The sequence below is a fragment of the Streptomyces luteosporeus genome, assembly GCF_039532865.1.
Taxonomy (GTDB): Bacteria; Actinomycetota; Actinomycetes; order Streptomycetales; family Streptomycetaceae; genus Streptomyces; species Streptomyces luteosporeus.
The window spans coordinates 74,098-95,828 of the sequence record NZ_BAAASL010000007.1; the positions used below are offsets into that span (position 1 = coordinate 74,098).

Genomic DNA, 21,731 nt, shown 5'->3' on the forward strand with positions numbered 1-21,731 from the left:
GAGAACAAGGTCATGACGACGCATGCCCTGAAGACCCCCGACAGCAGCCGGCGCGACCCGAAGGCGCTGTACGGCGGGACGTCCACCCGGCGCATCACCGTCCGCGACATCGCCGCCGCCAAGGACCGCGGCGAGAAGTGGCCCATGCTCACCGCCTACGACGCGATGACCGCCTCCGTCTTCGACGAGGCCGGCATCCCCGTCCTGCTCGTGGGCGACTCCATGGGCAACTGTCACCTCGGCTACGACTCCACGGTGCCGGTCACCATGGAGGAGATGACCCTGCTGTCCGCCGCCGTCGTACGGGGCACCAAGCGCGCCCTGATCGTCGGCGACCTGCCCTTCGGCTCGTACCAGGAAGGCGCCACCCAGGCGCTGCGCAGCGCCACCCGGCTGGTGAAGGAGGCCGGCGTCGGCGCGGTCAAGCTGGAGGGCGGGGAGCGCTCGGCCGAGCAGATCGACCTGCTGGTGCGCTCCGGCATCCCGGTGATGGCCCACGTGGGCCTGACCCCTCAGTCCGTCAACGCCTACGGCGGCTACCCGGTGCAGGGCCGCGGCGAGGAGGCGGCCGCCCAGCTGCTGCGCGACGCCAAGGCCGTGCAGGACGCGGGCGCCTTCGCGGTCGTGCTGGAGCTGGTGCCGGCCGAGCTGTCCGCCGAGGTCACCCGCACCCTGCACATCCCCACCGTCGGCATCGGCGCCGGGCCCGACTGCGACGCGCAGGTGCTGGTGTGGACGGACATGGCCGGCATGACGTCCGGCCGCCTGCCGCGCTTCGTCAAGCAGTACGCCGCGCTGCGCGAGACCCTCGGGGGCGCCGCCCGGGCGTTCGCCGAGGACGTCACGGCCGGGGCCTACCCGGCGGAGGAGCACTCCTTCCACTAGTCCGGTGGTCCACTAATCCGGCCGGTTGTCCGGTGCGCCGTACCGGCGGCGTGTCGGTGATCTGTCGGTGATCTGTCGGTGATCCGTCGGCGGGCGCCACCGCCCGCCGGCGGGCTGTCGGCCGGATGTCAGTGGGCGCTGGCAGGGTTGTCGGCATGAAGCGAACCGACATCCCCAACGGCACCGAGAACGCCGTCGAAGTCCGGGGCCTGGTCAAGCACTTCGGCGAGACCAAGGCCCTGGACGGGGTGGACCTCGACGTCCGCCGGGGCACCGTCCTCGGCGTCCTCGGCCCCAACGGCGCCGGCAAGACGACGCTCGTGCGCTGCCTGTCCACCCTGCTGCGCCCCGATGCGGGCACCGCCCGCGTCGCCGGGTACGACGTGCTCGCCCAGCCCCGCCAGCTGCGCCGCGTCATCGGCCTGACCGGGCAGTACGCCTCGGTCGACGAGAAGCTCTCCGGCCGCGAGAACCTGTACATGATCGGCCGGCTGCTGGACCTCTCCCGCAAGGACGCCCGCCGGCGCGCGGACGAGATGCTGGAGCGGTTCTCGCTGACCGAGGCGGCCAAGCGGCCCGCCGGCCAGTACTCGGGCGGCATGCGCCGCCGGCTGGACCTGGCCGCCTCCATGATCGGCCACCCGGCCGTGCTCTACCTGGACGAGCCCACCACCGGCCTGGACCCGCGCACCCGCAACGAGGTGTGGGCCGAGGTCCAGCGCATGGTCACCGAGGGCAGCACCGTCCTGCTGACCACGCAGTACATGGAGGAGGCCGAGCAGCTCGCCCACGAGCTGACCGTCGTCGACCGCGGCCGGGTGATCGCCGAGGGGCGCGTCGACGAACTGAAGGCCAAGGTCGGCGGGCGCACCCTGCAGGTCCGCCCGGCCGAGCCGGCCGATCTGGCCCGCATGGTCGACGCCATCGGCCGGGCCGGGCTGGACGGCATCGCCGGCGCGACCGCCGACCCGGCGGAGGGCGTGGTCAACGTGCCGATCGTCAGCGACGAGCAACTGACCGCCGTCGTCGCCCTGCTGTCCTCCCACGGGATCACCCTCGCGGGGATCAGCACCCACCTTCCCAGCCTCGACGAGGTCTTCCTCGCCGTCACCGGCCAGAAGACCTCCGCCGCCCCGGCGGCGCAGGCGAACACCGACGCATTCCAGGAGGTAGCGGCATGAGCGCCGCCACGCTCGACGCACACGTGACGGCGCCCGCCGGCGAGGGCCGGATCGGCCTGCGCGCCAACCTGCGGCACATCGGCGCGCTCGCGCGGCGCAACCTGCTGCAGATCAAGCAGGACCCGGAGTCGATGTTCGACGCCGTGCTGATGCCGATCATCTTCATCCTGCTGTTCGTCTACGTCTTCGGCGGCTCGATCGCCGGCAAGGGCAACGAGGAGGTCTACGTCAACTACCTGGTCCCCGGCCTGATGGCGATGATGGGCATGAACATCGCCATGGCCGTCGGCTCGGGTGTCAACGAGGACTTCAAGAAGGGGGTGATGGACCGCTTCCGCACGATGCCGATAGCCCGGTCCTCGGTCCTCCTCGCGAAGATCGTCGTCGAGATGGGCCGCATGCTCATCGCCACCGGCATCCTGCTGGCCATGGGCTTCGCCCTCGGCCTGACCGTCAAGACCTCCGTGCTGCACCTGCTGGCAGCCGTCGGACTCTCCATGGTCTTCGGCGCCTCGCTCATGTGGATCTTCATCCTGCTCGGACTGACCCTGAAGACCCCCCAGGCGATCCAGGGAGTGGCCATGCTCGTGCTGATGCCGCTGCAGTTCGGCAGCTCCATCTTCGCGCCGACCCAGAAGATGCCCGGCTGGCTGGAGGCCTTCACCGACTACAACCCGCTGTCCAACCTCGCGGACGCCGCCCGCAACCTGGTCAACGGCGGCGCGGTCGCCCACTCGGTGTGGATGACGCTGGCCTGGTCGGCGGGGATCACGCTGGTGACGGCACCGCTGGCGGTCTCCCGGTTCCGCAGCAAGACCTGAGGCTGCAGGTCCTGCTGCAGCAGGACCCGATCCGGTCACACGAGGGCGGCCGCCTCCGCGGGGGAGAGACGGGCGCCCTCGGCGTACGCCTGCTCGTACACCGCCGCGCCGAGCACGGCCGCCGCCCGCCCGGCGGTCTGCTCGCGCATCTCCCGCTCGTGCGTGACGACGAAGTGCCCGTACGGCCGCAGGGCCACGGAGGCGCCCAGCAGCCGGGCCGCCCGCAGGGCGTGCTCGGGGCCGCCGATCGCGGCGTGGGCCTGCGCCGCCACCATCAGGTGCACCGACGGCAGATGGGAGGCGACCAGCTCCACCAGCGGATCGCCGTCGACCTTCACGAGCGCCTCGCGCACCTTGGGCAGCGCCTGCCGCGGCTGCCCCTCCAGCACGTCCAGCCAGGCCGTCAGGCCCAGGATCATGCCCTCGAACAGCACCAGGGCCCGCTGCCCGAACTCGCCGGTCATGTGGTCGAAGTGCTGCCGGGCCTCGGCCGTGCGGCCCATGCGGGCCAGCAGGATGCCCAGCTGGACGTGGATGAAGGCCGCCGCGTCGGGATGGTCCTTCTCCATCGCCTCCAGCGCCTCGCGGAACCGTCTCTCGCCCTCCTCCAGCGAGATCTCCCCGCCCTCCAGCAGCACATCGGTCAGCCGGGAGCTCAGGTGCGGCACCTGTCCCTCGGAGCCCAGGGCGCGCACGCACTCGATCGCCGCCCGGTAGTCGTCGGCCGCCTTGGCGAAGTGGCCCTCCCGCTGGTACGCCTCCGCGCGGCTGGAGAGCGCCTCGGCGACGCCCCAGGAGTCGCCGAGGCGGGTGAAGATCTCCAGGCTCTCGTCGGCGTCCCGAGAGCCCAGCAGGGCCCGCTCGGGCTGCTCGTTGAGCAGCTTGGCCCGCAGCTGCAGGGCGTTGGCCAGCTCCCAGGTGTACCCCAGCTCGCGGCAGCGCTCCACGACCCCGTCCATGACCGTGCACAGGTCGTCGATCGCACCGGTCAGCAGCAGCGCGAAGAACCACATCATCCCCGGCACCCGGCAGTTCTGCGGCTGCCCCTCGCCGTACGCGGCGACGATGCCGTGCAACTGCGCCTGCGCCTGCGGTGTTCCCAAAGCATGCATGTCCGACTCGGTATTGGCCAAGGCCAGCAGCCGCACCCCGCGGCGGGCCTCCACCAGCAGCTCGTGCGGCATCGGCGGCGGCGCCTCGATGCTCGACACCAGCAGCGGCGGGGCCGGCTCGACGGGCTCCGCGAAGGGATCCGGGCCCAGTGCGGCCGCCGCCTGCGCCCAGTGCCGGGCGTCCGCCCGGTGGTCGCGCAGCTGCCAGAACCAGCCCAGCGACAGCACCAGGCACAGCGCCTCCTGCTCGTCCCCCGCGGCGACGGCACGGCGCAGCGCGGTGCGCAGGTTGTCGTGCTCCAGCTCCAGACGCTCCAGCCAGGCGTACTGCTGCGGCCCGCGCAGCAACGGGTCGGCGCTGCGGGCCAGTTCCCGGTAGGCCACCAGGTGGCGGCGCTCGGTCGGCTCCTGCTCCCCCGCCTCGGCCAGGCGCTCCGCGGCGTACTCCCCCACGGTCTCCAGCAGCCGGTAACGCATCTCGCCGTCCGGCGCGGGGGCGGCGACCACCAGCGACTTGTCCACCAGCGACCCCAGCAGCACGGCCACCTCCGGCACGGTGACCTCACGGCCGTCCGCGCACACCTCCTCCGCCAGCGCCAGGTCGCAGCCGCCGGAGAAGACCGACAGCCGGCGCAGCACCGCCCGCTCCGGTGCGTCCAGCAGATCCCACGACCAGTCGACGACCGCGCGCAGGGTCTGCTGCCGCGGCAGCACCGTACGGCTGCCCGAGGTCAGCAGCCGGAAGCGGTCGTCCAGCCGGTCGGCGAGCATGCGCGGGGTGAGCATCCGCAGCCGCGCGGCGGCCAGCTCGATCGCCAGCGGCAGACCGTCCAGGCGCCGGCAGATCTCGGCGCACGCCTCCGGATCCTGCTCCGGACGGAAACCGGGCCGCGCCGCGGCCCCTCGCTCGGCGAGCAGCCGCAGCGCGACCGGATCGGGCAGCGGCTCGACAGGACGTACGACCTCGCCGGGCACGGCGAGCGGCTCCCGGCTGGTGGCCAGCACGGTGACGCCGGGGCAGTACGCGAGCAGCGTCTCGGCGAGGCGGGCCGCCGCGTCGATCACGTGCTCGCAGTTGTCGAGCAGGAGCAGCATGCGGCGCCGCTCGCAGTGCTCGGTGAGCCGCACGAGCGGATCGAGCGCGGAGGCCTCGGTGGCCGCCCGCAACCCCTCGGCGGTACTGCCCCGCACCACGGTCTCCCGCGCCCCGAGCGCGGTGAGCACGGCCTCGGGCACGGTGGCGGGATCGTCCACGGGGGCGAGCTCGGCGAACCACACGCCGTCGGGCCACGCACTGCCCTGCGCGGTGACGGCGGCCTCGGCGGCCTCCTGCGACAGCCGCGTCTTCCCGGCGCCACCGGGCCCGAGCAGGGTGACGAGCCGATGCCGGCCGAGGTCCTCCCGGATGGCTTCGAGGTCGTCCTCCCGTCCGACGAACGACGTGAGCCGGGCGCGAATGTTGCCCCGAGAGCGGCCCCGGCCCCCGGTTTCCGGCCCGGCGCCACCACCATCCGGGGCCGTGGCGGGGGCCGGTTGCTGCCCGGTGGGCGGGTTGGTGCCCACCCTCCCCCGGCTACCACTGGGGGATGCCCCCATCGCTGTGCGGAACGATTGCCCACCAACAGGCGCGCCGGGGGCTGCGCCCGGCGCCGCAGCGCCGGCACCCTCGGGCTCGGGGGTGGAGCCGCCGGCTCCGGGGGTCCGGGGGCCTGCCCCCGGGGAAGGGTGGAAGTGGGGGCCCCTCCCAGCGGTGGCTGGGGGAGGGACCGGGGCCTCCTCACCGCCGTCACGGCGATCAGCCACCGCGTGCGGGCCCGGCGGCGCCGAACCGGCCCCCGCCACCGCCGAAGGCTCCGGCTCCGGCTCCGGCGCCAGGAGCTGCGCATGCAGCGCCCGCAGCTCCGCCCCCGGATCCGTGCCGAGCCGCTCGGCGAGTTCGCGCCGTACCGTCTCGTACTCCTCCAGTGCCTCCGCCACGCGCCCCACGTCCCGCAGGGCCCGCAGGCGCAGGGCGCGCAGGGGCTCGTCCAGGGGGTGTGCGGTGCACAGTTCGGCGAGTTCGGGCAGGACTTCGGCCGCCCGTCCGAGGGCGAGTGCGGCGGCGGGCCGGGCCCGCCGGGCGGCGAGGCGGCGCGCCTCGGCGCGTACGGCGGGCGCGCCCGGGTCGGGCAGGTCGGCCAGGGCCGGCCCGCGCCACAGGGCGAGCGCGTCGTCGAGGAGGACGAGCGCCTTGGCGGGGTCCCCGTCGGCGAGGGCGCGTTCCCCTTCGCCCGCGAGTCGTTCGAAGCGGTGCAGGTCGACGTCGTCGGGTTCGGCGCACAGCCGGTAGCCGCCGGCGGCGGAGGCCACGGCCTGCCGTCCGAGGGCGCGCCGCAGCCGGCCGACGAGGGCCTGCAGGGCGCCGGCCGCGTCGGCGGGCGGGGTGTCGTCCCAGATCTCGTCGACGAGGGTGTCGGTGTCGACGGTCCGGCCGGGCCGCAGGGCGAGTGCGGTCAGCAGGGCGCGCAGCCGCGCCCCGCCGAGGGCCAGGGGCCGGCCGTCGTCGGAGTGGGCCTGGGTGGTGCCGAGGATGCCGTAACGCACCGGCCCATTGTCCCGTGTCCGCCGGGCGGCCGATGAGCCGGCCGCTACGCGTTCGGGGGGTGCACCGAGTACGGTCGCCCGGTACGTTCGTCCGCCCGGGAGGATCCCGGCGGCCCGAGGACCTCAGGAGCACACCCAATGGCAACGCAAGCGGCCCGTGGCGAAGGGCGTGTGAGCCCTGTCTTCCTCGCCCTCGTCGCCATCATGGCGGTCTCCATATGGGCGGTGTGGACCGATTTCTCGGCATCGCCGGGTTTCGCGGTGTTCCTCTTCGTGGTCTCGGCGTGGATCGTCTCGCTGTGCCTGCACGAGTACGCGCACGCCCGCACGGCGCTGCACGGCGGTGACATCACGATCGGGGCGAAGGGCTATCTGACCCTGAACCCGCTGAAGTACACGCATGCCCTGCTGAGCATCGTTCTGCCGGTGATCTTCGTGATCATGGGTGGGATCGGCCTGCCGGGCGGTGCGGTGTTCATCGAGCGACACCGCATCCGCGGCCGCTGGAAGCACAGTCTGGTCTCCGCCGCGGGCCCGCTGACGAACCTGGTCTTCGCGGCGGTGGTCTGTGCCCCGTTCTGGCTGGGCGCGCTCGACGGCGTTCCGGACAACTTCCGCTACGCGCTCGCCTTCCTCGCCCTGCTGGAGGTGTCCGCGACGCTCCTGAACCTGCTGCCGGTGCCGGGGCTGGACGGCTACGGGGTGATCGAGCCGTGGCTGTCGGCGAAGGTGCGCCGCCAGCTGGAGCCGTTCGCGCCGTTCGGGCTGCTCGCGGTGTTCGGCTTCCTGTGGATCCCGGAGGTCAACCACGTCTTCTTCGACGCGGTGGACGCGATCCTGCGGTCGCTGGGTGTCACGGAGTGGGACACGTACTGGGGCCAGCAGCTGTTCCGCTTCTGGCAGGGGACGCCGGACGTCCCGCCGCTGGACTCCCTCGGCCTGGGCTGATGCGGCCGGCTCGGCTGATGCGGCCGACGCGGCTGATTCAGCCGTTCCCGGCCGCGGCCACGTCGTTCTTGGCCTTGCGCACGTAGTACCAGGCGATGTTCGAGGCGACGCCGAGCAGGAGCACCCACACGATGCCCAGCCAGCTGCCCTGGGCGAAGGAGACCACGGCCGCGGCCAGCGCAAGGACGCAGACGGCGAGGGCGTAGAGGGCGAGGCGGGGCATGGGGGCGGCTCCTGTCCGGTGCGGCGGGGCGCATGTGCGTACGATCCCCGCCATTGTCCCCCATGCCCCGGGCGCGCTCGGGGAGGGCGGCCTCACACGTCCGTCAGGCGCAGTCCGGCATGGGCCTTGTAGCGGCGGTTGGCGGAGATCAGGTTCGCCACCAGCGACTCGACCTGGTGGGCGTTCCGCAGCCGCCCGGCGTAGACGCCGCGCATGCCGGGGATGCGGGCGGCCAGGGCCTGGACGACGTCGGTGTCGGCGCGCTTGTCGCCGAGCACCATCACGTCCGTGTCGATCTCGGCGATCTCCGGGTCGGAGAGCAGCACGGCGGACAGGTGGTGGAAGGCGGCCGTCACCCGGGACTCGGGCAGCAGGGCGGCGGCCTGCTCCGCGGCACTGCCCTCGGCCGGCTTGAGCGCGTAGGCGCCCTGCTTGTCGAAGCCGAGGGGGTTGACGCAGTCGACGACCAGCTTGCCGGCGAGTTCGGTGCGCAGGGCTTCGAGGGTCTTGGCGTGCCCCTCCCACGGCACGGCGACGATCACGATGTCGCTGCGCCGGGCGCACTCGGCGTTGTCGAGCCCCTCGATGCCCAGGCCCAGCTCCTCGGCCGCGGTGCGCGCCCGCTCCGCCGCCCGGGAGCCGATGATCACCCGCTGGCCGGCCTTGGCCAGCCGGTAGGCCAGGCCGCGGCCCTGGTCGCCGGTGCCGCCGAGCACGCCGACCACCAGGCCGGACACGTCGGGGAGGTCCCAAGGGTCCTTCGCCGGGGCCTTCTTCACCTCTTCGGAAGTAGTCATGACAGCGATACTGTCACGAACGGGTGAGGCCGCCGGCAACTGCGCGTAGCCGAGGGACGGTTGCGCCAGGCTGGGCCGCATGGACGCCGTACGGGTCGCGCTGCTGCAGGAAGCCCTGGCCGGGACCGAGTGGCTGCGCGAGACGCACCGCTTCGCGGGCGCGCTGCGCACCTCGGTGGCGGCCCGCGGCGGCGACCTGCTGCTGGTGGGCACGCCGCAGTACGAGCCGTGGCACCTGGCGGCGCACCTGGACGACGAGGCCGCCCGCTCGGGCCTGGCGGAGCTGTCCCCCACGCTGGTGCGGCACACCGTGCCGCCCGGCGCCCCGGCGCACCTGGCGGTGGGCCTGCGCCGGCTGGAGGCCGCCGGGCGCGGCCAGACGCTGCTGGTGGTGGCGCAGGGCCGGCCGGGCGAGGGCCTGCTGGAGCGGGTGCACGACGCCCGCCGGGGCGGGGCGACCGTCCTGACGCTGGAGGCGCAGACAGCGGCGATGGCCGAGATGACGGAGATGGCGGAGATGGCGGCACTGGCCCACGAGGCGCTGACCGTGCCGGAGGAGGCCACCGGCCTGGACCTCGACACCCTCCAGCACCTGGTGAGCGCCGCCGCCGGCGAGGACGCGGGGCACACGGCGCCCGGCCGCCGGCTGCGGGACCGCCTCGCCCGGCTCGCCGACCGCCTGACGGCACCACAGGCGCCCCGCTGGTGAGACCCGGTCACGGGCGTCCCGGGAAAACGGTTTGCCCCAAGGCGGTACGTGCACGGACCATGGTGCCCCGTGACCGAGCACCATCCCGATTCCGCCGAAACCTCCGATTCCGCCGGATCCTCCCCCTCCGGGTTGCGCACCCTGCTGCCCGACCTCGCGCCCCTGCGCACCTCCGCCGACTTCCGGCGCATGTGGATCGCGGGCCTGATCACCTCCTTCGGCGGCTTCCTGACCTTCGTCGCCGTGCCGCTGCAGCTCAAGGAGCTGACCGGCTCGGCGCTCGCCGTCGGCGCGACCGGCGCGGTGGAGCTCGTCCCCCTGATCGTCTTCGGCCTCTACGGCGGCGCGCTCGCCGACGCCATGGACCGGCGCAAACTGATCCTGTGGACCGAGGCCGGCCTCGGCGTCCTCAGCGCGCTCCTGCTGCTCAACAGCGTCCTGCCGCATCCGCTGATCTGGCCGATGTACGTCGTGGTCGCCCTGGTCAGCGCTCTGACGGGGCTCCAGCGGCCGGCCCTGCAGGCCATCGTGCCGAGGGTCGTCGCCCACGAGCAGCTGCCCGCCGCCATCGCACTGAACTCCATGCGCTGGCAGGCCGGCGCCATCGCCGGCCCCTCGGTCGCCGGCCTCGTCGTCGCCTTCGGCGGCCTGGAGCTCGCCTACCTGCTGGACGTCCTGTCCTTCCTGGCCTCCCTGGCCCTGTGCCTGCGCCTGGCCCCCTCCCCCGCCTCCCACGACGCCGAGAAGCCCTCGCTCGCCGGCATCGTCGAGGGCGCCCGGTACGCCTGGAGCCGCAAGGAACTCCTGGGCACCTACGCCGTGGACATGGCGGCGATGTTCTTCGCCTACCCGGCGGCGATCTTCCCCTTCCTCGCCGACGACCTCCACGCCCCCTGGGCCCTGGGCCTGATGTACTCGGCCGGCGCGGTCGGTTCCCTGGCGGTGACCCTCACCAGCGGCTGGGTCTCCCGCATCCACCGGCACGGCCGCATGGTGGTCCTCGCCGCGGCGGGCTGGGGCGCGGCCATGGCGGTGGCGGGGCTGCTGCACAACGTCTGGCTGGTCCTGCTGTTCCTGGCCGTCGCCGGCGGCTGCGACACGGTCAGCGGCCTGTTCCGCTCGGCGATCTGGGACCAGACCATCCCCGACGCCCTGCGCGGCCGCCTCGCGGGCATAGAACTGCTGTCGTACTCGGTGGGCCCCCAGCTCGGCCAGGTCCGCGCCGGCGGCATGGCCTCCCTGACGAACGCCCGCATGTCGGTCTGGTCGGGCGGCCTGGCCTGCCTGGCCTCGGTGGGCCTGCTCGCCGCGTGCCTGCCGAAGCTCCTGTCGTACGACCAGCGCACGGACGAGCACGCGGCACGGATGCGCGCCGCGCGCAGCGCGGACCGCGTGGCGGAGGCGGCGTAGCCGCCCCGGGGCACGGCGCCCCGTAGGGGCGCGGGGAACTGCGCGACAAGCCACGACGCACCAGCAGACGAAGTGCCGTACGCTCGACTGCAGGCCGCCGGTGGCCGATCGCGCAGTTCCCCGCGCCCCTACACGCCGTCGCGCCCCGCCCCGCCGGCCCCGGCGTCGTCGTTCCATCGCGGGTCCTCGCGCCACGCCTCCTCGCGCTCGCGCGCCCGTTCCATCGCGTGCGCGGCCTCCTCGCGCGTGCCGTACGGCCCCATCCGGTCCGCGGCCCGGCACTCCGGGCCTTCCTCGACGGTGCCGTGCTTGAGGCAGTAGTACCACTCGCCCGCCCGCCCGGCGGGGCGCCGCTTGAACAGTGCCATGGCTCTCCTCGTGTCCCTGACGTCGCGTGTGCTCTCGCCCACATGCTCCCCGATGGCCCCTGGCTACACTCGCAGACATGTCTGGCCAGTCGCTTCTTGTCCCGGGGACGCTCTCCCCCACCCGCCCCGTTCCCGCCTCGATTCCGCGGCCCGAGTACGTGGGCAGGCCGGCTCCGGCCCCGTACGGCGGTCCGGAGGTGCAGGACGCCGAGACGATCGAGAAGATGCGGATCGCGGGGCGCATTGCGGCGCGGGCAATGGAGGAGGCTGCGCGGCACATTGCGCCGGGTGTGACGACGGACGAGCTGGACCGGGTGGCGCACGAGTACATGTGCGACCACGGCGCCTACCCCTCGACCCTCGGTTACCGCGGTTTCCCCAAGTCGTTGTGCGCGTCGATCAACGAGGTCATCTGCCACGGCATCCCGGACTCCACGGTGCTGCGCGACGGCGACATCGTGAACCTGGACGTGACGGCGTTCATCGGCGGGGTGCACGGCGACAACAACGCCACCTACCTCGTCGGCGAGGTGGACGAGGAGTCGCGGCTGCTGGTCGAGCGCACGCGCGAGGCGCTGGCCCGTGCCATCAAGGCCGTCAAGCCGGGGCGCCGGATCAATGTGATCGGCCGGGTGATCGAGTCGTACGCCAAGCGCTTCGGCTACGGCGTCGTGCGCGACTTCACCGGCCACGGCATCAACTCGTCCTTCCACTCGGGTCTGATCGTGCCGCACTACGACAGCCCGCACCACGACACGCTGATCCAGCCGGGCATGACGTTCACCATCGAGCCGATGCTGACGCTGGGCACGTACGAGTACGACATGTGGGAGGACGGCTGGACGGTCGTCACCAAGGACCGCAAGCGCACCGCGCAGTTCGAGCACACGCTCGTGGTGACGGACACGGGAGCGGAGATCCTCACCCTGCCCTAGGGTTTTTACCGACAGGGCGTCGGGAAGCATTCAGGAAGCATCCCACTTAGGCAAACCTAAGTGGGAACGCTCTCCCGACGCCCCCTCGGTCACCGGAGGCCGCCTTGGACCCGTCCACCGCCCCGACCCCCTTCTCCGTGCTCATCCGCACCGCCTCGCACGAGCAGCACACGGAAGCCGAGAGCTCGTCGTTCATGAGCGACATGCTGGGCGGCCGGCTGGGGCTCGCCGCGTACCGCCGGTACACGGAGCAGCTGTGGTTCGTCTACCGGGCCCTGGAGTCCACCTCGGGCGCCCTCGCCGCCGATCCGGTGGCGGGCCCGTTCATACGGCCCGAACTGGCCCGCACCGCGCAGCTGGAGTGCGACCTGGCCCATGTGGCCGGCCCGGGCTGGCGCGAGGGTCTGGTGCCGCTGCCGGCAACGGCGGCGTACGCGGCCCGCATCGAGGAGTGCGCCCGCACCTGGCCGGCGGGGTACGTCGCCCATCACTACACCCGCTACCTCGGGGACCTCTCGGGCGGGCAGGTCATCCGCGGCACCGCCGAGCGGACGTGGGGCTTCGCCCGCAAGGGCGACGGCGTGCGCTTCTACGTCTTCGAGGACATCGCCAACCCGGCGGCGTTCAAGCGGGAGTACCGCGGGCTGCTCGACGCGCTGCCGCTCGACGACCTGGAGAAGCAGCGGGTGGTCGAGGAGTGCCGGCGGGCCTTCGCGATGAACACCGCCGTCTTCCACGCCCTGGGCCGGGAGTTTCCGCTGAGCGCCTGAAGGCGAGCCCTGAAGATGAGCGCCTGAAGCCGAGCGCCTGGAATTCGCCAGTGGCGAAACTAATCGATCTTGGTGCTCGCCTGCGCGGCGTGAGAGGTGTGGTGTTTTCGGGACGAGGGAGACGAAATTTTGCCCTGCCGGCCCGCCGTGAGAGCAGAATCACGCGCCGTTCCGGGAACAGGATAGGCAAGCCTCAGATAAGTTAGGGCGGCCTAAATCAGCAATGATTTCCGGCCACGTCCCGAACCGCCTCTCGAGCATGCCTGGGAGCCCCCATGCGAGCCCTCCGCTCCTCCGCAGTCGCCGCCGTCGCGGCGGCGGCGGTCCTGACCGCCGTGTCCGGTTGTTCCGGGAAGGCCGACAAGAACGCCGCCGACGCCATCGCCATCAAGGCGAGCGACGACAAGTGCGAGGTCGCCAAGACCTCGTTCCCCGCGGGCGACGTGACCTTCAAGATCGAGAACAAGGGCTCGAAGGTCACCGAGGTGTACGTCTACGCCGAGGGCGACCGCATCGTGACCGAGCGGGAGAACATAGGCCCGGGCACGAAGGCCGAGATCACCGCGACGATCAAGAAGGCCGGCTCCTACGAAATCGCCTGCAAGCCGGGAATGAAGGGCGACGGCATCCGGCAGAAGATCACCGTCACCGGTGGTTCGGAGAAGGCGGAGAAGAAGAACCCCGAGCTGGACAAGGCGGTCGCCGCCTACCGCACGTACGTCCAGCAGCAGGCCGACGAGACCCTCCCGGTCGCGCAGAAGTTCGCCGACGCGGTCAAGAACGGCGACCTGGACGAGGCCAAGAAGCTCTACGCCCCCTCCCGCACCGGCTGGGAGCGCACCGAGCCGGTCGCCGAGTCCTTCGGCGACATCGACCCGAAGACCGACGTCCGCGAGGACGGCCTGGAGAAGGGCCAGACCTGGACCGGCTGGCACAAGCTGGAGAAGTCCCTGTGGGACGCCAAGCAGATCACCGACGAGGACAAGAAGCTGGCCGACCAGCTGATCACCGACCTCAAGGACTGGCAGAAGCGCGTCGGCACCGCCGAGATCACCCCGACCTCCATGGCCAACGGTGCCAAGGAGCTGCTCGACGAGGTGGCCACCCGCAAGGTGACCGGTGAGGAGGAGCGCTACAGCCACACCGACCTCGCCGACTTCGAGGCCAACGTCGAGGGCGCCGAGAAGGCGTACGACCTGCTGAAGCCGGTCGCCGCCAAGAACGACGCCGCGCTGGCCGCCGAGCTCGACAAGCAGTTCGCCGCCGTGAAGAAGGCGCTCGCCGACTACCGCGAGGGCGACGGCTACAAGTCGTACGACACCGTGGGCCAGGACGACCGCAAGAAGCTCTCGGACGCCGTCAACGCGCTCGCCGAGCCCCTGTCCAAGCTCGCCGGCGCCGTCGCGAAGTGAGGGACGAGCCGATGAGCGAGACGACGACCGAGCAGACCGAGAACACGCAGACGGCCGGGAAGACCACCGCCGGCCCCTCCCGCCGGGCCCTGCTGGGCTGGGGCGGCGCCGGCCTGGCGCTGGGCGCCGCGGCCGCCGGCGGCACCGCCGCCGCGCTGCGCACCGGCAGCGACGCGAGCCCGGCCGCCTCCCTCGGCGACGCCGTGCCCTTTTACGGCGCGCACCAGGCGGGCATCGCCACGGCCGTGCAGGACCGCCTGCACTTCGCCGCCTTCGACGTGACCACCACCGACCGGGCGGCGCTGATCAAGCTGCTGCAGGAGTGGACGGCCGCGGCCGCGCGGATGACGGCGGGCCACGAGGTGGGCACCGGCGCGATCGGCGACAACGCCGAGCTGCCCCCGGACGACACCGGCGAGGCCCTGGGCCTGAAGCCCTCGCGGCTGACGCTGACCTTCGGCGTGGGCCCGGGCCTGTTCGAGAAGGACGGCAAGGACCGCTTCGGGCTGAAGGCCCGGCGCCCGCAGGCCCTGATCGACCTGCCCGCCTTCCCCAAGGACAACCTCGACGCCGCTCGCAGCGGCGGCGACCTGTGTGTGCAGGCCTGCGCCGACGACCCGCAGGTCGCGGTGCACGCCATCCGCAACCTGGCGCGCATCGCCATGGGCCGCGCCGCCATCCGCTGGTCGCAGCTGGGCTTCGGCAAGACCTCCTCGACGACGCCCGACGCGCAGACCCCGCGCAACATGATGGGCTTCAAGGACGGCACCCGGAACATCGACGGGTCCGACACCGCCGCCCTCGACAAGCACGTGTGGGTGGGCGAGAAGGACGGCCCGGCCTGGATGGTGGGCGGCTCCTACCTGGTGGCGCGCCGCATCCGCATGCACATCGAGACGTGGGACCGCACCTCGCTGACCGAGCAGGAGGACGTCTTCGGCCGCGACAAGGCCGAGGGCGCGCCGGTCGGCAAGCGCAAGGAGCGCGACGAGCCGAACCTGAAGGCGATGAAGCCGGACGCCCATGTGCGCCTGGCCCACCCCGACAGCAACAACGGCATCCGCATCCTGCGCCGTGGCTACTCCTTCACGGACGGCACGGACGGCCTGGGCCGCCTGGACGCGGGGCTGTTCTTCATCGCGTACCAGCGCGACGTGCGCGACGGCTTCGTGCCGCTGCAGACGAAGCTGGCGCGCGAGGACGCGCTCAACGAGTACATCCAGCACGTGGGTTCGGCGATCTTCGCCGTGCCGCCGGGCGTCCGCGACGCGGGCGACTGGTGGGGCAAGTCCCTCTTCGCGTGACGACGGTCCTCAACAGAAAGGCGGAGGCCACGTGTTCGGCAACTACCTGATCGGCCTGCGGGAGGGCCTGGAGGCCAGCCTGGTCGTCTGCATCCTGGTCGCCTACCTGGTCAAGACCGGGCGCCGGGACGCCCTGCGCCCGGTGTGGGCGGGCATCGCCGTCGCGGTGCTGCTGAGCATGGGCTTCGGCGCCCTGCTGCAGTTCGGCTCGCAGAGCATGTCGTTCGAGGACCAGGAGATGCTCGGCGGCTCGCTGTCGGTCATCGCCGTCGGCCTGGTGACGTGGATGGTCTTCTGGATGCGGCGCACCGCGCGGCACCTGAAGAAGGAGCTGCACGGCAAGCTGGACGCCGCGCTGGCGATGGGCACCACCGCGCTGGTCGTCACGGCCTTCCTGGCCGTGGGCCGGGAGGGCCTGGAGACGGCGCTGTTCATCTGGACGGCCGTGCAGGCCACCGACGACGGCGTGCGCCCGCTGGTGGGCGCCGTCCTGGGCCTGCTGACGGCCGTGGTGCTGGGCTGGCTGTTCTACCGCGGCGCCCTGAAGATCAACCTCGCGAAGTTCTTCACGTGGACCGGCGGCATGCTCGTCGTGGTCGCCGCGGGCGTGCTCGCGTACGGCTTCCACGACCTGCAGGAGGCCGGCGTGCTGCCGGGCCTGGGCAGCAAGGCGTTCGATGTCAGCGACCAGGTGCCGGCGGACAGCTGGTACGGCACGCTGCTCAAGGGCGTCTTCAACTTCCAGCCGGACCCGACCTGGCTTCAGGTGGCGGTGTGGGCGCTGTACCTGGTGCCGACCCTGCTGGTGTTCTTCGCGCCGGGGCGTACGGGTAGGGTTGCGCCGTCCCGAGCAGTCCCCGAGGAGTCCAAGCGCGATGAGACGCCTGCCGATACGCCTCTCGCCGCGTCGAGCGGTGCGCACGCCGGCGATGCTGCTGGCCCTGCCGCTGCTGGTGCTGGCGACGGGGTGCGTGACGGTGCACGGCGAACGGGCGGTCATCCCGTCGGTGAAGGACAGGGCTGAGGCCCGTACGGTCCTCGAGCACTTCACGGACGGCTACAACGAGGCGTACCGCAAGCTCGACCCGGCCCTGGTGGACCGGGTCGAGTCCGGTGCGCTCGCCGAGATCGGCCGGGCGGACATGGCCGCGCAGCGCGCGATCACGCCCGGCGGCAACCCCGGCTACCCCGGGCTCGTCCTGGACGACGCCCGCTTCACCATCCCGAAGATGGCGGGGTGGCCGAAGTTCTTCCTCGCCGACACCCGCAGCAACCGCGACCGCAACCGCTGGCTGGTGGTCTTCGTGCGCGAGAACGCGGACGCGCGGTGGCGGGCGGCGTACCTGTCGCTGCTGGCGCCGGGCAGCGTGCCGCAGTTCGCCACCGACAAGGACGGCTGGGCGCAGGCGGCGGACGCGGGCCTCGCCGTCGAGCCGCGGGCGCTGAGCACGGCGTACGCGGACTTCCTGCGCACCGGCGACGGCGGGCGCTTCGCCCCCGGCCCGGCGACCACGCAGCTGCGCGCCGAGCGGGCGAAGCTGGCGCGCACGCCCACGTTCTGGACCGAGTACATCGACACCCCCGAGGGCGCCCCCGGCTTCCCGCCGCTGGCGCTGCGCACCCGGGACGGCGGCGCGCTGGCGTTCTTCACCGCGCGCCACCGGGAGCGGCGCGCCATGGTGCAGGGCGTGCGCCCGGAGGTGACCGACTCCCGCACGAAGGCGCTGCTCAAGGGCAGCCTCAAGCAGGCGGTGACGTACACCCGCGTGTCGGAGTCGGCGGTGCAGGTGCCGGCGAAGAGCACGGCTCAGGTGGTCTTCCTGAACCGGATCGAGTCCCTGACCGCCGCCAGGGGCGAGTGAGCGGCGCGGACGAGCCCTAGAGCCCGATGGGCCAGGGGTGGGCGGGCTCGTGGTCCTGCTGCTCCCCCGCGTACTGGGCGCAGGCGTCGGTGAGCGCCTCCAGCAGGGTCAGCGGATCCGGCAGCGCCCGCTCGGGGCCGTGCAGCCAGGTCACCTTCTGGTCACCGGGCAGCACGGAGGGCGGCAGCAGCACGTAGCTGCCGCGGCAGTGCCAGCGCAGGCCGGGGTGCTCGTCCATCGTCTCCGGATGGCAGTCCAGTTCGCAGGGCCACCACTCGTCCTCGTCGTCGGGGGTGCCGCGGGTGGCGGTGAAGAAGAGCATCCGGTCGGGGGCGACGGTGGCGACGGGGCCGACCTCGACGCCGGCGGCCGTGAGCCGGTCGAGGGCCGCCCGGCCGGCCTCGGCGGGCACGTCGAGGACGTCGTGGGCGATGCCGGTGGCGGTGACGAAGTTGGCCTCCGGCTGGCCGCGCAGCCATGCGGCGACCTTCTCGGCCTCGGCGGAGGCCAGGGTCTGCCAGGCGAAGGAGACCGGGTGGCGGCCCGGGGTGGGACAGCCGATGCGCTCGCAGGAACAGCCGTACCCGTCGGGGTGCGCGGCGGGGGCCAGGGGGAACCCCGCTGCGGCCGCGGCCAGGAGCAGTTCCTCACGGGCGGCGGAGGCCGCCCCCGTGCCCGTATCGCCGCCCGCTCCGCTCCTGGGGCGGCGCAGCCATTGGGAGAATCTGCCCTTGCGTTCCATCTATCCCCTCACTTCGACCGCGGTCTTCGGTCAATGCTGCCACCATCCTGCTCCCGGCGGGGCCGCCGGGCGCATCCGGGGGGTGTGAGACCGGCCGCGCGGAAGCCGGTTTGGCGAGACGAACCGTATCGTCAGAGCGGTCGGTGGCGCGCCTGGAGCTCTGCGCCCGGGTCACTTCTAAACCACCCGTACGGTTCATGCGCGACAGCCGCCCACCGTGGACGATTTGGTCACGCACGAGTCACCGTGCCCGTCCAACACCACTGTGAGGAGGGCGACTTGCCCACCGCTGAGCGTGCATCCACCCCCCGGCGCTACCTGATGTGCCCGCCGACGTACTACCGGGTCACATACTCGATCAACCCCTGGATGGACCCGGGCAAGCCCGTAGACCTCCGGCTCGCCCTCACCCAGTGGGAGGAGCTGCGGGACCGCTACCGCTCCCTCGGGCACACCGTCGAGGAGCTCGTGCCCCGCCCCGACCTGCCCGACATGGTCTTCGCTGCCAACGGCGCCACGGTCGTCGACGGGCGCGTGCTCGGCGCCCGCTTCGCCCACCCCGAGCGCCGGGCCGAGGCCGACGCGCACGTCGCGTGGTTCCGCTCCCACGGGTACGCGGACGTGCGCGAGCCCACCCACATCAACGAGGGCGAGGGCGACTTCGCCGTCACCGCCTCCTGGATCCTGGCCGGCCGCGGCTTCCGCAGCAGCCCGCTGTCGCACCCCGAGGCCCAGGAGTTCTTCGGCCGCCCGGTGATCGGCCTGGACCTGGTCGACCCGCGCTACTACCACCTCGACACCGCGCTGTGCGTCCTGGACGACACCGCCGACGAGGTCATGTACTACCCCGGCGCCTTCTCCCCCGGCAGCCGGGCGGTCCTGGAGCGCCTCTTCCCCGACGCCCTGATCGCCACCGCGGACGACGCGGCGGCGCTGGGCCTGAACGCCGTGAGCGACGGCCACCACGTCCTGCTGCCCCAGGCCGCCGTCGGGCTCTTCGGCCCGCTGCGCGAACGCGGCTTCGAGCCGATCGGCATGGACCTGGGCGAGCTGCTCAAGGGCGGGGGCAGCGTGAAGTGCTGCACGCAGGAGCTGAGATAGGGCTTTACGAGGCGTACATACGGAACTCCGAGGTGTCGACCGTCCACTCACCGACGGTGATCTTGTCACCGAAGACGTAGTCGTGCCGCGTGCGGTAGCAGGGCCGCCCATCGGGACCGGGGCCGGGATCGGACATCACGGCCCCCGTCCCCTTGCGGGGGTCGACGAGGAGGTACAGCGGGATACCCATCGCCGGGTACTCGTCCATCTTCTCCGTGTAGTCGTTGCTGTGGCTGGTCGGCGAGACGATCTCCGCGGCCAGGGACAGGTCCCGCGGGTTGAACGGCTCGTTCTCCTCTCCGAACACCTCGTCCGCGACGACGATCACGTCCGGGCGGCGGAGCTTGCCGACGGAGGGGTCCTCGATGTCGCCACCCGGGAAGGCCACGAGGCCCTCCGGCAGCTGGCGATCCAGCTGCCGGCTGAGGCGCATGGCGTTGAAGTCGTGGAACCTGGACGGCGACGTCATCATGAAGATGCCGTCGCCAGTGATCTCGAAGCCCTTGATGGGGTCGGGAGCGTGCTTCATCAGCTCCTCGGCGATGGCGCGCATCCGGGCGTAGTCCATGGCATGGCTCCTGCTGAGGGCGACTGCTGCTGCGTACGCCTTCACCGTCCCACGCGCCTACGACAACGGAGGGGGGCGCCGGCCGGCGCCCCCCCCTCACCGGGTCACTGCTGGGGAGGGTCCTGCGCCGTGGTCCTGAAGCGGGCCACGTCCTCCTCGGTGGTCCACCGCTGGAAGCCGGCCTTCTCCAGGACGCGGACGGAGGCCGGGTTGGACAGCTCCACGGTGGCCGTCACCGTGTGGACACCGGGCGCGGTCAGGGCGTACGCAGCGAGCGCCCGCGTGGCCTCGGGGGCGTAGCCCCGGCCGCGGCGGGAGGGCACGATGCCGTAGCCGATCTCGACGAGCCCCTCGGAGGGCGGCCAGAACAGGCCGATCGAGCCCACCACCAGGCCGCTGTCGCGCTCGATGATCAGCCGGTGGCCGTGCTCGCCGAGCCAGTGGGGGTTGTCGTCGAAGAGGCTCGCCATGACGCCGTCGCCTTCGGCGGGGAAGTCGTCCGCCCAGTCCACCAACCGGGTGCGGTCGACGACGGCGGCGACCTCGGAGAGGTCCCAGGGCCGAAGGACGAGGCGGTCGGTGGTCAGCTCGGTGCTGTTGGCGGTGGAGTCGGAAGTCACGTGTCACTCCTGGTCGTCGGAACGACCGGCGCGCAGCGCTAGCGCGCGGGCCGGAAAAGGGCATGCTGAGGACGGCCGCCGACGGCCATATTCATCAACCTCCCTCGTCCGGTGATCACGCGCTTCCCGCGCGGCGCGACGATATCCGCCCGCCGCGCGGCGCAGCAACGTGTTTTTCGGCAGGCGGCACCACGGCGCCCCGTCAGGGGCGCGGGGAACTGCGCGATCGGCCACCGACGGCCCGCAGCCGACGCACGACCCCGACCTGCGGGCACGTTGTGGCTTGTCGCGCAGTTCCTCGCGCCCCTGACGGGGCACTGCGAAGGCCTCCGGACAGGCCCTACTCGTCCTCGCCCGCGCCCGCCGGAGGCCACTCGTCGCCCCAGTCCGCGTCCCGCGCGGCCCGGTAGAGGGGGCCGTGGCGCTTGGTGACCGTGGTGCGGGTCAGGCCGTCCTCGGGCGTGCACAGGTCGAGCAGGACCTGGCCCTTGCGGATCTGGGGCCGGCGCACGATGCGCGCGGGGGCCTCGGGCACGGCCGTCTCCAGTACGGCCTCCCGTACGGCGGCCACGTACGAGAACTTCTCGTCCTCGTACGCCAGCGAACCGCCCTTGACCTGCCGGTGCAGCGACGAGCGGCTCACCCGGGCCGAGAAGTGGCACCAGTCCGTGCCCCGCTCGATGGGGCAGGCGGCGCTGTGCGGGCAGGGGGCGACGACGCGGAAGCCGGCGGCGATCAGCCGGTCGCGGGCCTCGATGATCCGCAGGTAGCCGTCGGGCGTGCCGGGCTCGATCAGCACGACGGCCCGTGCCGCGGCGGCCGCGGCGTCGGTGACCGCCCCCCGGTCGGCCTCGGTCAGCTCGCCGAGCACGTAGGAGACGGTGACCAGGTCGGTGCCGGCGGGCAGGGCCAGGCCCGCGCCGATCGCCTGCCGCTGCCAGCGCGCGGCGCGCAGCGCCGGCTCGGACGCGGCGGCGCGAGCCAGCTCGGCGCCGAGGGCGAGGGCGGGCTCGGCCCAGTCCAGGACGGTGGTCTCGCGCTGCCCCTGCGGCCAGGCCGCCGCGACGGCCCAGGTCGCCGCGCCCGTACCGCCGCCGATGTCCACGTGCGAGGCGGGCTCCCACTGCGGCATCCGGTCGCGGAACGCCTCCAGCGCGGACCGTACGGCCTCGAAGGTGGCGGGCATGCGGTACGCGGCGTACGCGACGACGTCGGAGCGGTCGCGCAGGACCGGCGTGTGGGTGGGGGTGCGCCCCCGGTAGTTGGCGATCAGCCGCTCGACGGCCGCGGTGGCCTGCCGGGGCGGCAGCCCGTCGAGGAGGCCGGCGAGGGCGGTGCGCAGGGTCTCGCCGGTCGGCGGGTGTGCGGGGGCGTGCATTT

Annotated in this window: 21 protein-coding genes; 13 read left to right on the forward strand and 8 right to left on the reverse strand. The window is 72.7% G+C overall.

Features of this window, described 5'->3' with window-relative positions:
- Window positions 1-12 precede the first annotated feature (12 nt).
- From panB to ABD361_RS10580, 3 genes are all read left to right on the forward strand, one after another.
- On the forward strand, window positions 13-885 hold the full coding sequence (panB, locus tag ABD361_RS10570; RefSeq protein WP_344434687.1) for a 3-methyl-2-oxobutanoate hydroxymethyltransferase: 873 nt from the start codon (window positions 13-15) through the stop codon (window positions 883-885).
- A gap of 155 nt (window positions 886-1,040) precedes the next feature.
- Complete coding sequence (locus ABD361_RS10575; RefSeq protein WP_344434688.1) at window positions 1,041-2,066, forward strand: ATP-binding cassette domain-containing protein; 1,026 nt, start codon at window positions 1,041-1,043, stop codon at window positions 2,064-2,066.
- A complete protein-coding gene (locus ABD361_RS10580; protein ID WP_344434689.1) occupies window positions 2,063-2,887 on the forward strand; it encodes an ABC transporter permease in 825 nt (274 codons plus the stop codon). Before ABD361_RS10575 ends, ABD361_RS10580 begins: the two co-directional genes overlap by 4 nt.
- Window positions 2,888-2,922: 35 nt before the next feature.
- On the opposite strand, the gene ABD361_RS10585 is transcribed toward ABD361_RS10580, so the two are convergent.
- Window positions 2,923-6,582, reverse strand: a complete 3,660-nt coding sequence (locus tag ABD361_RS10585; protein WP_344434690.1) for an AfsR/SARP family transcriptional regulator — start codon at window positions 6,580-6,582, stop codon at window positions 2,923-2,925.
- A 138-nt stretch (window positions 6,583-6,720) separates the two neighbouring features.
- On the opposite strand from ABD361_RS10585, the gene ABD361_RS10590 reads away from it, so the two are divergent.
- On the forward strand, window positions 6,721-7,530 hold the full coding sequence (locus tag ABD361_RS10590; RefSeq protein WP_344434691.1) for a site-2 protease family protein: 810 nt from the start codon (window positions 6,721-6,723) through the stop codon (window positions 7,528-7,530).
- A gap of 37 nt (window positions 7,531-7,567) precedes the next feature.
- On the opposite strand, the gene ABD361_RS10595 is transcribed toward ABD361_RS10590, so the two are convergent.
- Together ABD361_RS10595 and npdG are read right to left on the reverse strand one after the other, a co-directional pair.
- Window positions 7,568-7,753, reverse strand: coding sequence for a hypothetical protein (locus ABD361_RS10595; protein ID WP_344434692.1), 186 nt, complete (start codon window positions 7,751-7,753; stop codon window positions 7,568-7,570).
- A gap of 92 nt (window positions 7,754-7,845) precedes the next feature.
- Window positions 7,846-8,550: an NADPH-dependent F420 reductase gene (gene npdG / locus ABD361_RS10600; protein ID WP_344434693.1), complete on the reverse strand. Its 705-nt coding sequence runs from the start codon at window positions 8,548-8,550 to the stop codon at window positions 7,846-7,848.
- Window positions 8,551-8,629: 79 nt separating this feature from the next.
- Between npdG and ABD361_RS10605 the strand changes: the two genes are divergently transcribed.
- Window positions 8,630-9,259, forward strand: coding sequence for a hypothetical protein (locus ABD361_RS10605; protein ID WP_344434694.1), 630 nt, complete (start codon window positions 8,630-8,632; stop codon window positions 9,257-9,259).
- Between the two features lie 69 nt (window positions 9,260-9,328).
- Window positions 9,329-10,669: an MFS transporter gene (locus ABD361_RS10610; RefSeq protein ID WP_344434696.1), complete on the forward strand. Its 1,341-nt coding sequence runs from the start codon at window positions 9,329-9,331 to the stop codon at window positions 10,667-10,669.
- A gap of 128 nt (window positions 10,670-10,797) precedes the next feature.
- On the opposite strand, the gene ABD361_RS10615 is transcribed toward ABD361_RS10610, so the two are convergent.
- Window positions 10,798-11,037: a hypothetical protein gene (locus ABD361_RS10615; RefSeq protein ID WP_344434697.1), complete on the reverse strand. Its 240-nt coding sequence runs from the start codon at window positions 11,035-11,037 to the stop codon at window positions 10,798-10,800.
- A 77-nt stretch (window positions 11,038-11,114) separates the two neighbouring features.
- Between ABD361_RS10615 and map the strand changes: the two genes are divergently transcribed.
- The 6 genes from map (at window position 11,115) to ABD361_RS10645 (ending at window position 17,320) form a co-directional block, all read left to right on the forward strand.
- Window positions 11,115-11,972: a type I methionyl aminopeptidase gene (gene map, locus ABD361_RS10620; protein WP_344434698.1), complete on the forward strand. Its 858-nt coding sequence runs from the start codon at window positions 11,115-11,117 to the stop codon at window positions 11,970-11,972.
- 104 nt (window positions 11,973-12,076) lie between these two features.
- Window positions 12,077-12,742, forward strand: a complete 666-nt coding sequence (locus tag ABD361_RS10625; protein WP_344434699.1) for a biliverdin-producing heme oxygenase — start codon at window positions 12,077-12,079, stop codon at window positions 12,740-12,742.
- Window positions 12,743-13,017: 275 nt separating this feature from the next.
- Window positions 13,018-14,154: an iron uptake system protein EfeO gene (efeO, locus tag ABD361_RS10630; RefSeq protein WP_344434700.1), complete on the forward strand. Its 1,137-nt coding sequence runs from the start codon at window positions 13,018-13,020 to the stop codon at window positions 14,152-14,154.
- A gap of 11 nt (window positions 14,155-14,165) precedes the next feature.
- Entirely contained in the window at window positions 14,166-15,458 is a 1,293-nt protein-coding gene (gene efeB / locus ABD361_RS10635) for an iron uptake transporter deferrochelatase/peroxidase subunit (RefSeq protein ID WP_344434701.1), read from the forward strand.
- 31 nt (window positions 15,459-15,489) lie between these two features.
- Window positions 15,490-16,482 (forward strand): iron uptake transporter permease EfeU, encoded by a 993-nt coding sequence (gene efeU, locus ABD361_RS10640; RefSeq protein WP_344434702.1) that lies wholly within the window; start codon window positions 15,490-15,492, stop codon window positions 16,480-16,482.
- Window positions 16,388-17,320: an SCO2278 family lipoprotein gene (locus ABD361_RS10645; protein ID WP_486387905.1), complete on the forward strand. Its 933-nt coding sequence runs from the start codon at window positions 16,388-16,390 to the stop codon at window positions 17,318-17,320. Before efeU ends, ABD361_RS10645 begins: the two co-directional genes overlap by 95 nt.
- A gap of 16 nt (window positions 17,321-17,336) precedes the next feature.
- On the opposite strand, the gene ABD361_RS10650 is transcribed toward ABD361_RS10645, so the two are convergent.
- Window positions 17,337-18,062 carry a bifunctional DNA primase/polymerase gene (locus ABD361_RS10650; protein WP_344434704.1) on the reverse strand — a complete coding sequence of 242 codons (726 nt, stop codon included), beginning with the start codon at window positions 18,060-18,062 and terminating at the stop codon, window positions 17,337-17,339.
- Between the two features lie 279 nt (window positions 18,063-18,341).
- Between ABD361_RS10650 and ddaH the strand changes: the two genes are divergently transcribed.
- Window positions 18,342-19,163, forward strand: coding sequence for a dimethylargininase (gene ddaH, locus ABD361_RS10655; RefSeq protein WP_344434705.1), 822 nt, complete (start codon window positions 18,342-18,344; stop codon window positions 19,161-19,163).
- 4 nt (window positions 19,164-19,167) lie between these two features.
- Here ddaH and ABD361_RS10660 read toward each other — a convergent pair whose 3' ends face one another.
- The 3 genes from ABD361_RS10660 to ABD361_RS10670 form a co-directional block, all read right to left on the reverse strand.
- Window positions 19,168-19,731: a Uma2 family endonuclease gene (locus ABD361_RS10660; RefSeq protein ID WP_344434706.1), complete on the reverse strand. Its 564-nt coding sequence runs from the start codon at window positions 19,729-19,731 to the stop codon at window positions 19,168-19,170.
- Between the two features lie 104 nt (window positions 19,732-19,835).
- Window positions 19,836-20,351 carry a GNAT family N-acetyltransferase gene (locus ABD361_RS10665; RefSeq protein WP_344434707.1) on the reverse strand — a complete coding sequence of 172 codons (516 nt, stop codon included), beginning with the start codon at window positions 20,349-20,351 and terminating at the stop codon, window positions 19,836-19,838.
- 340 nt (window positions 20,352-20,691) lie between these two features.
- A complete protein-coding gene (locus ABD361_RS10670; RefSeq protein ID WP_344434708.1) occupies window positions 20,692-21,729 on the reverse strand; it encodes a small ribosomal subunit Rsm22 family protein in 1,038 nt (345 codons plus the stop codon).
- Window positions 21,730-21,731 lie beyond the last annotated feature (2 nt).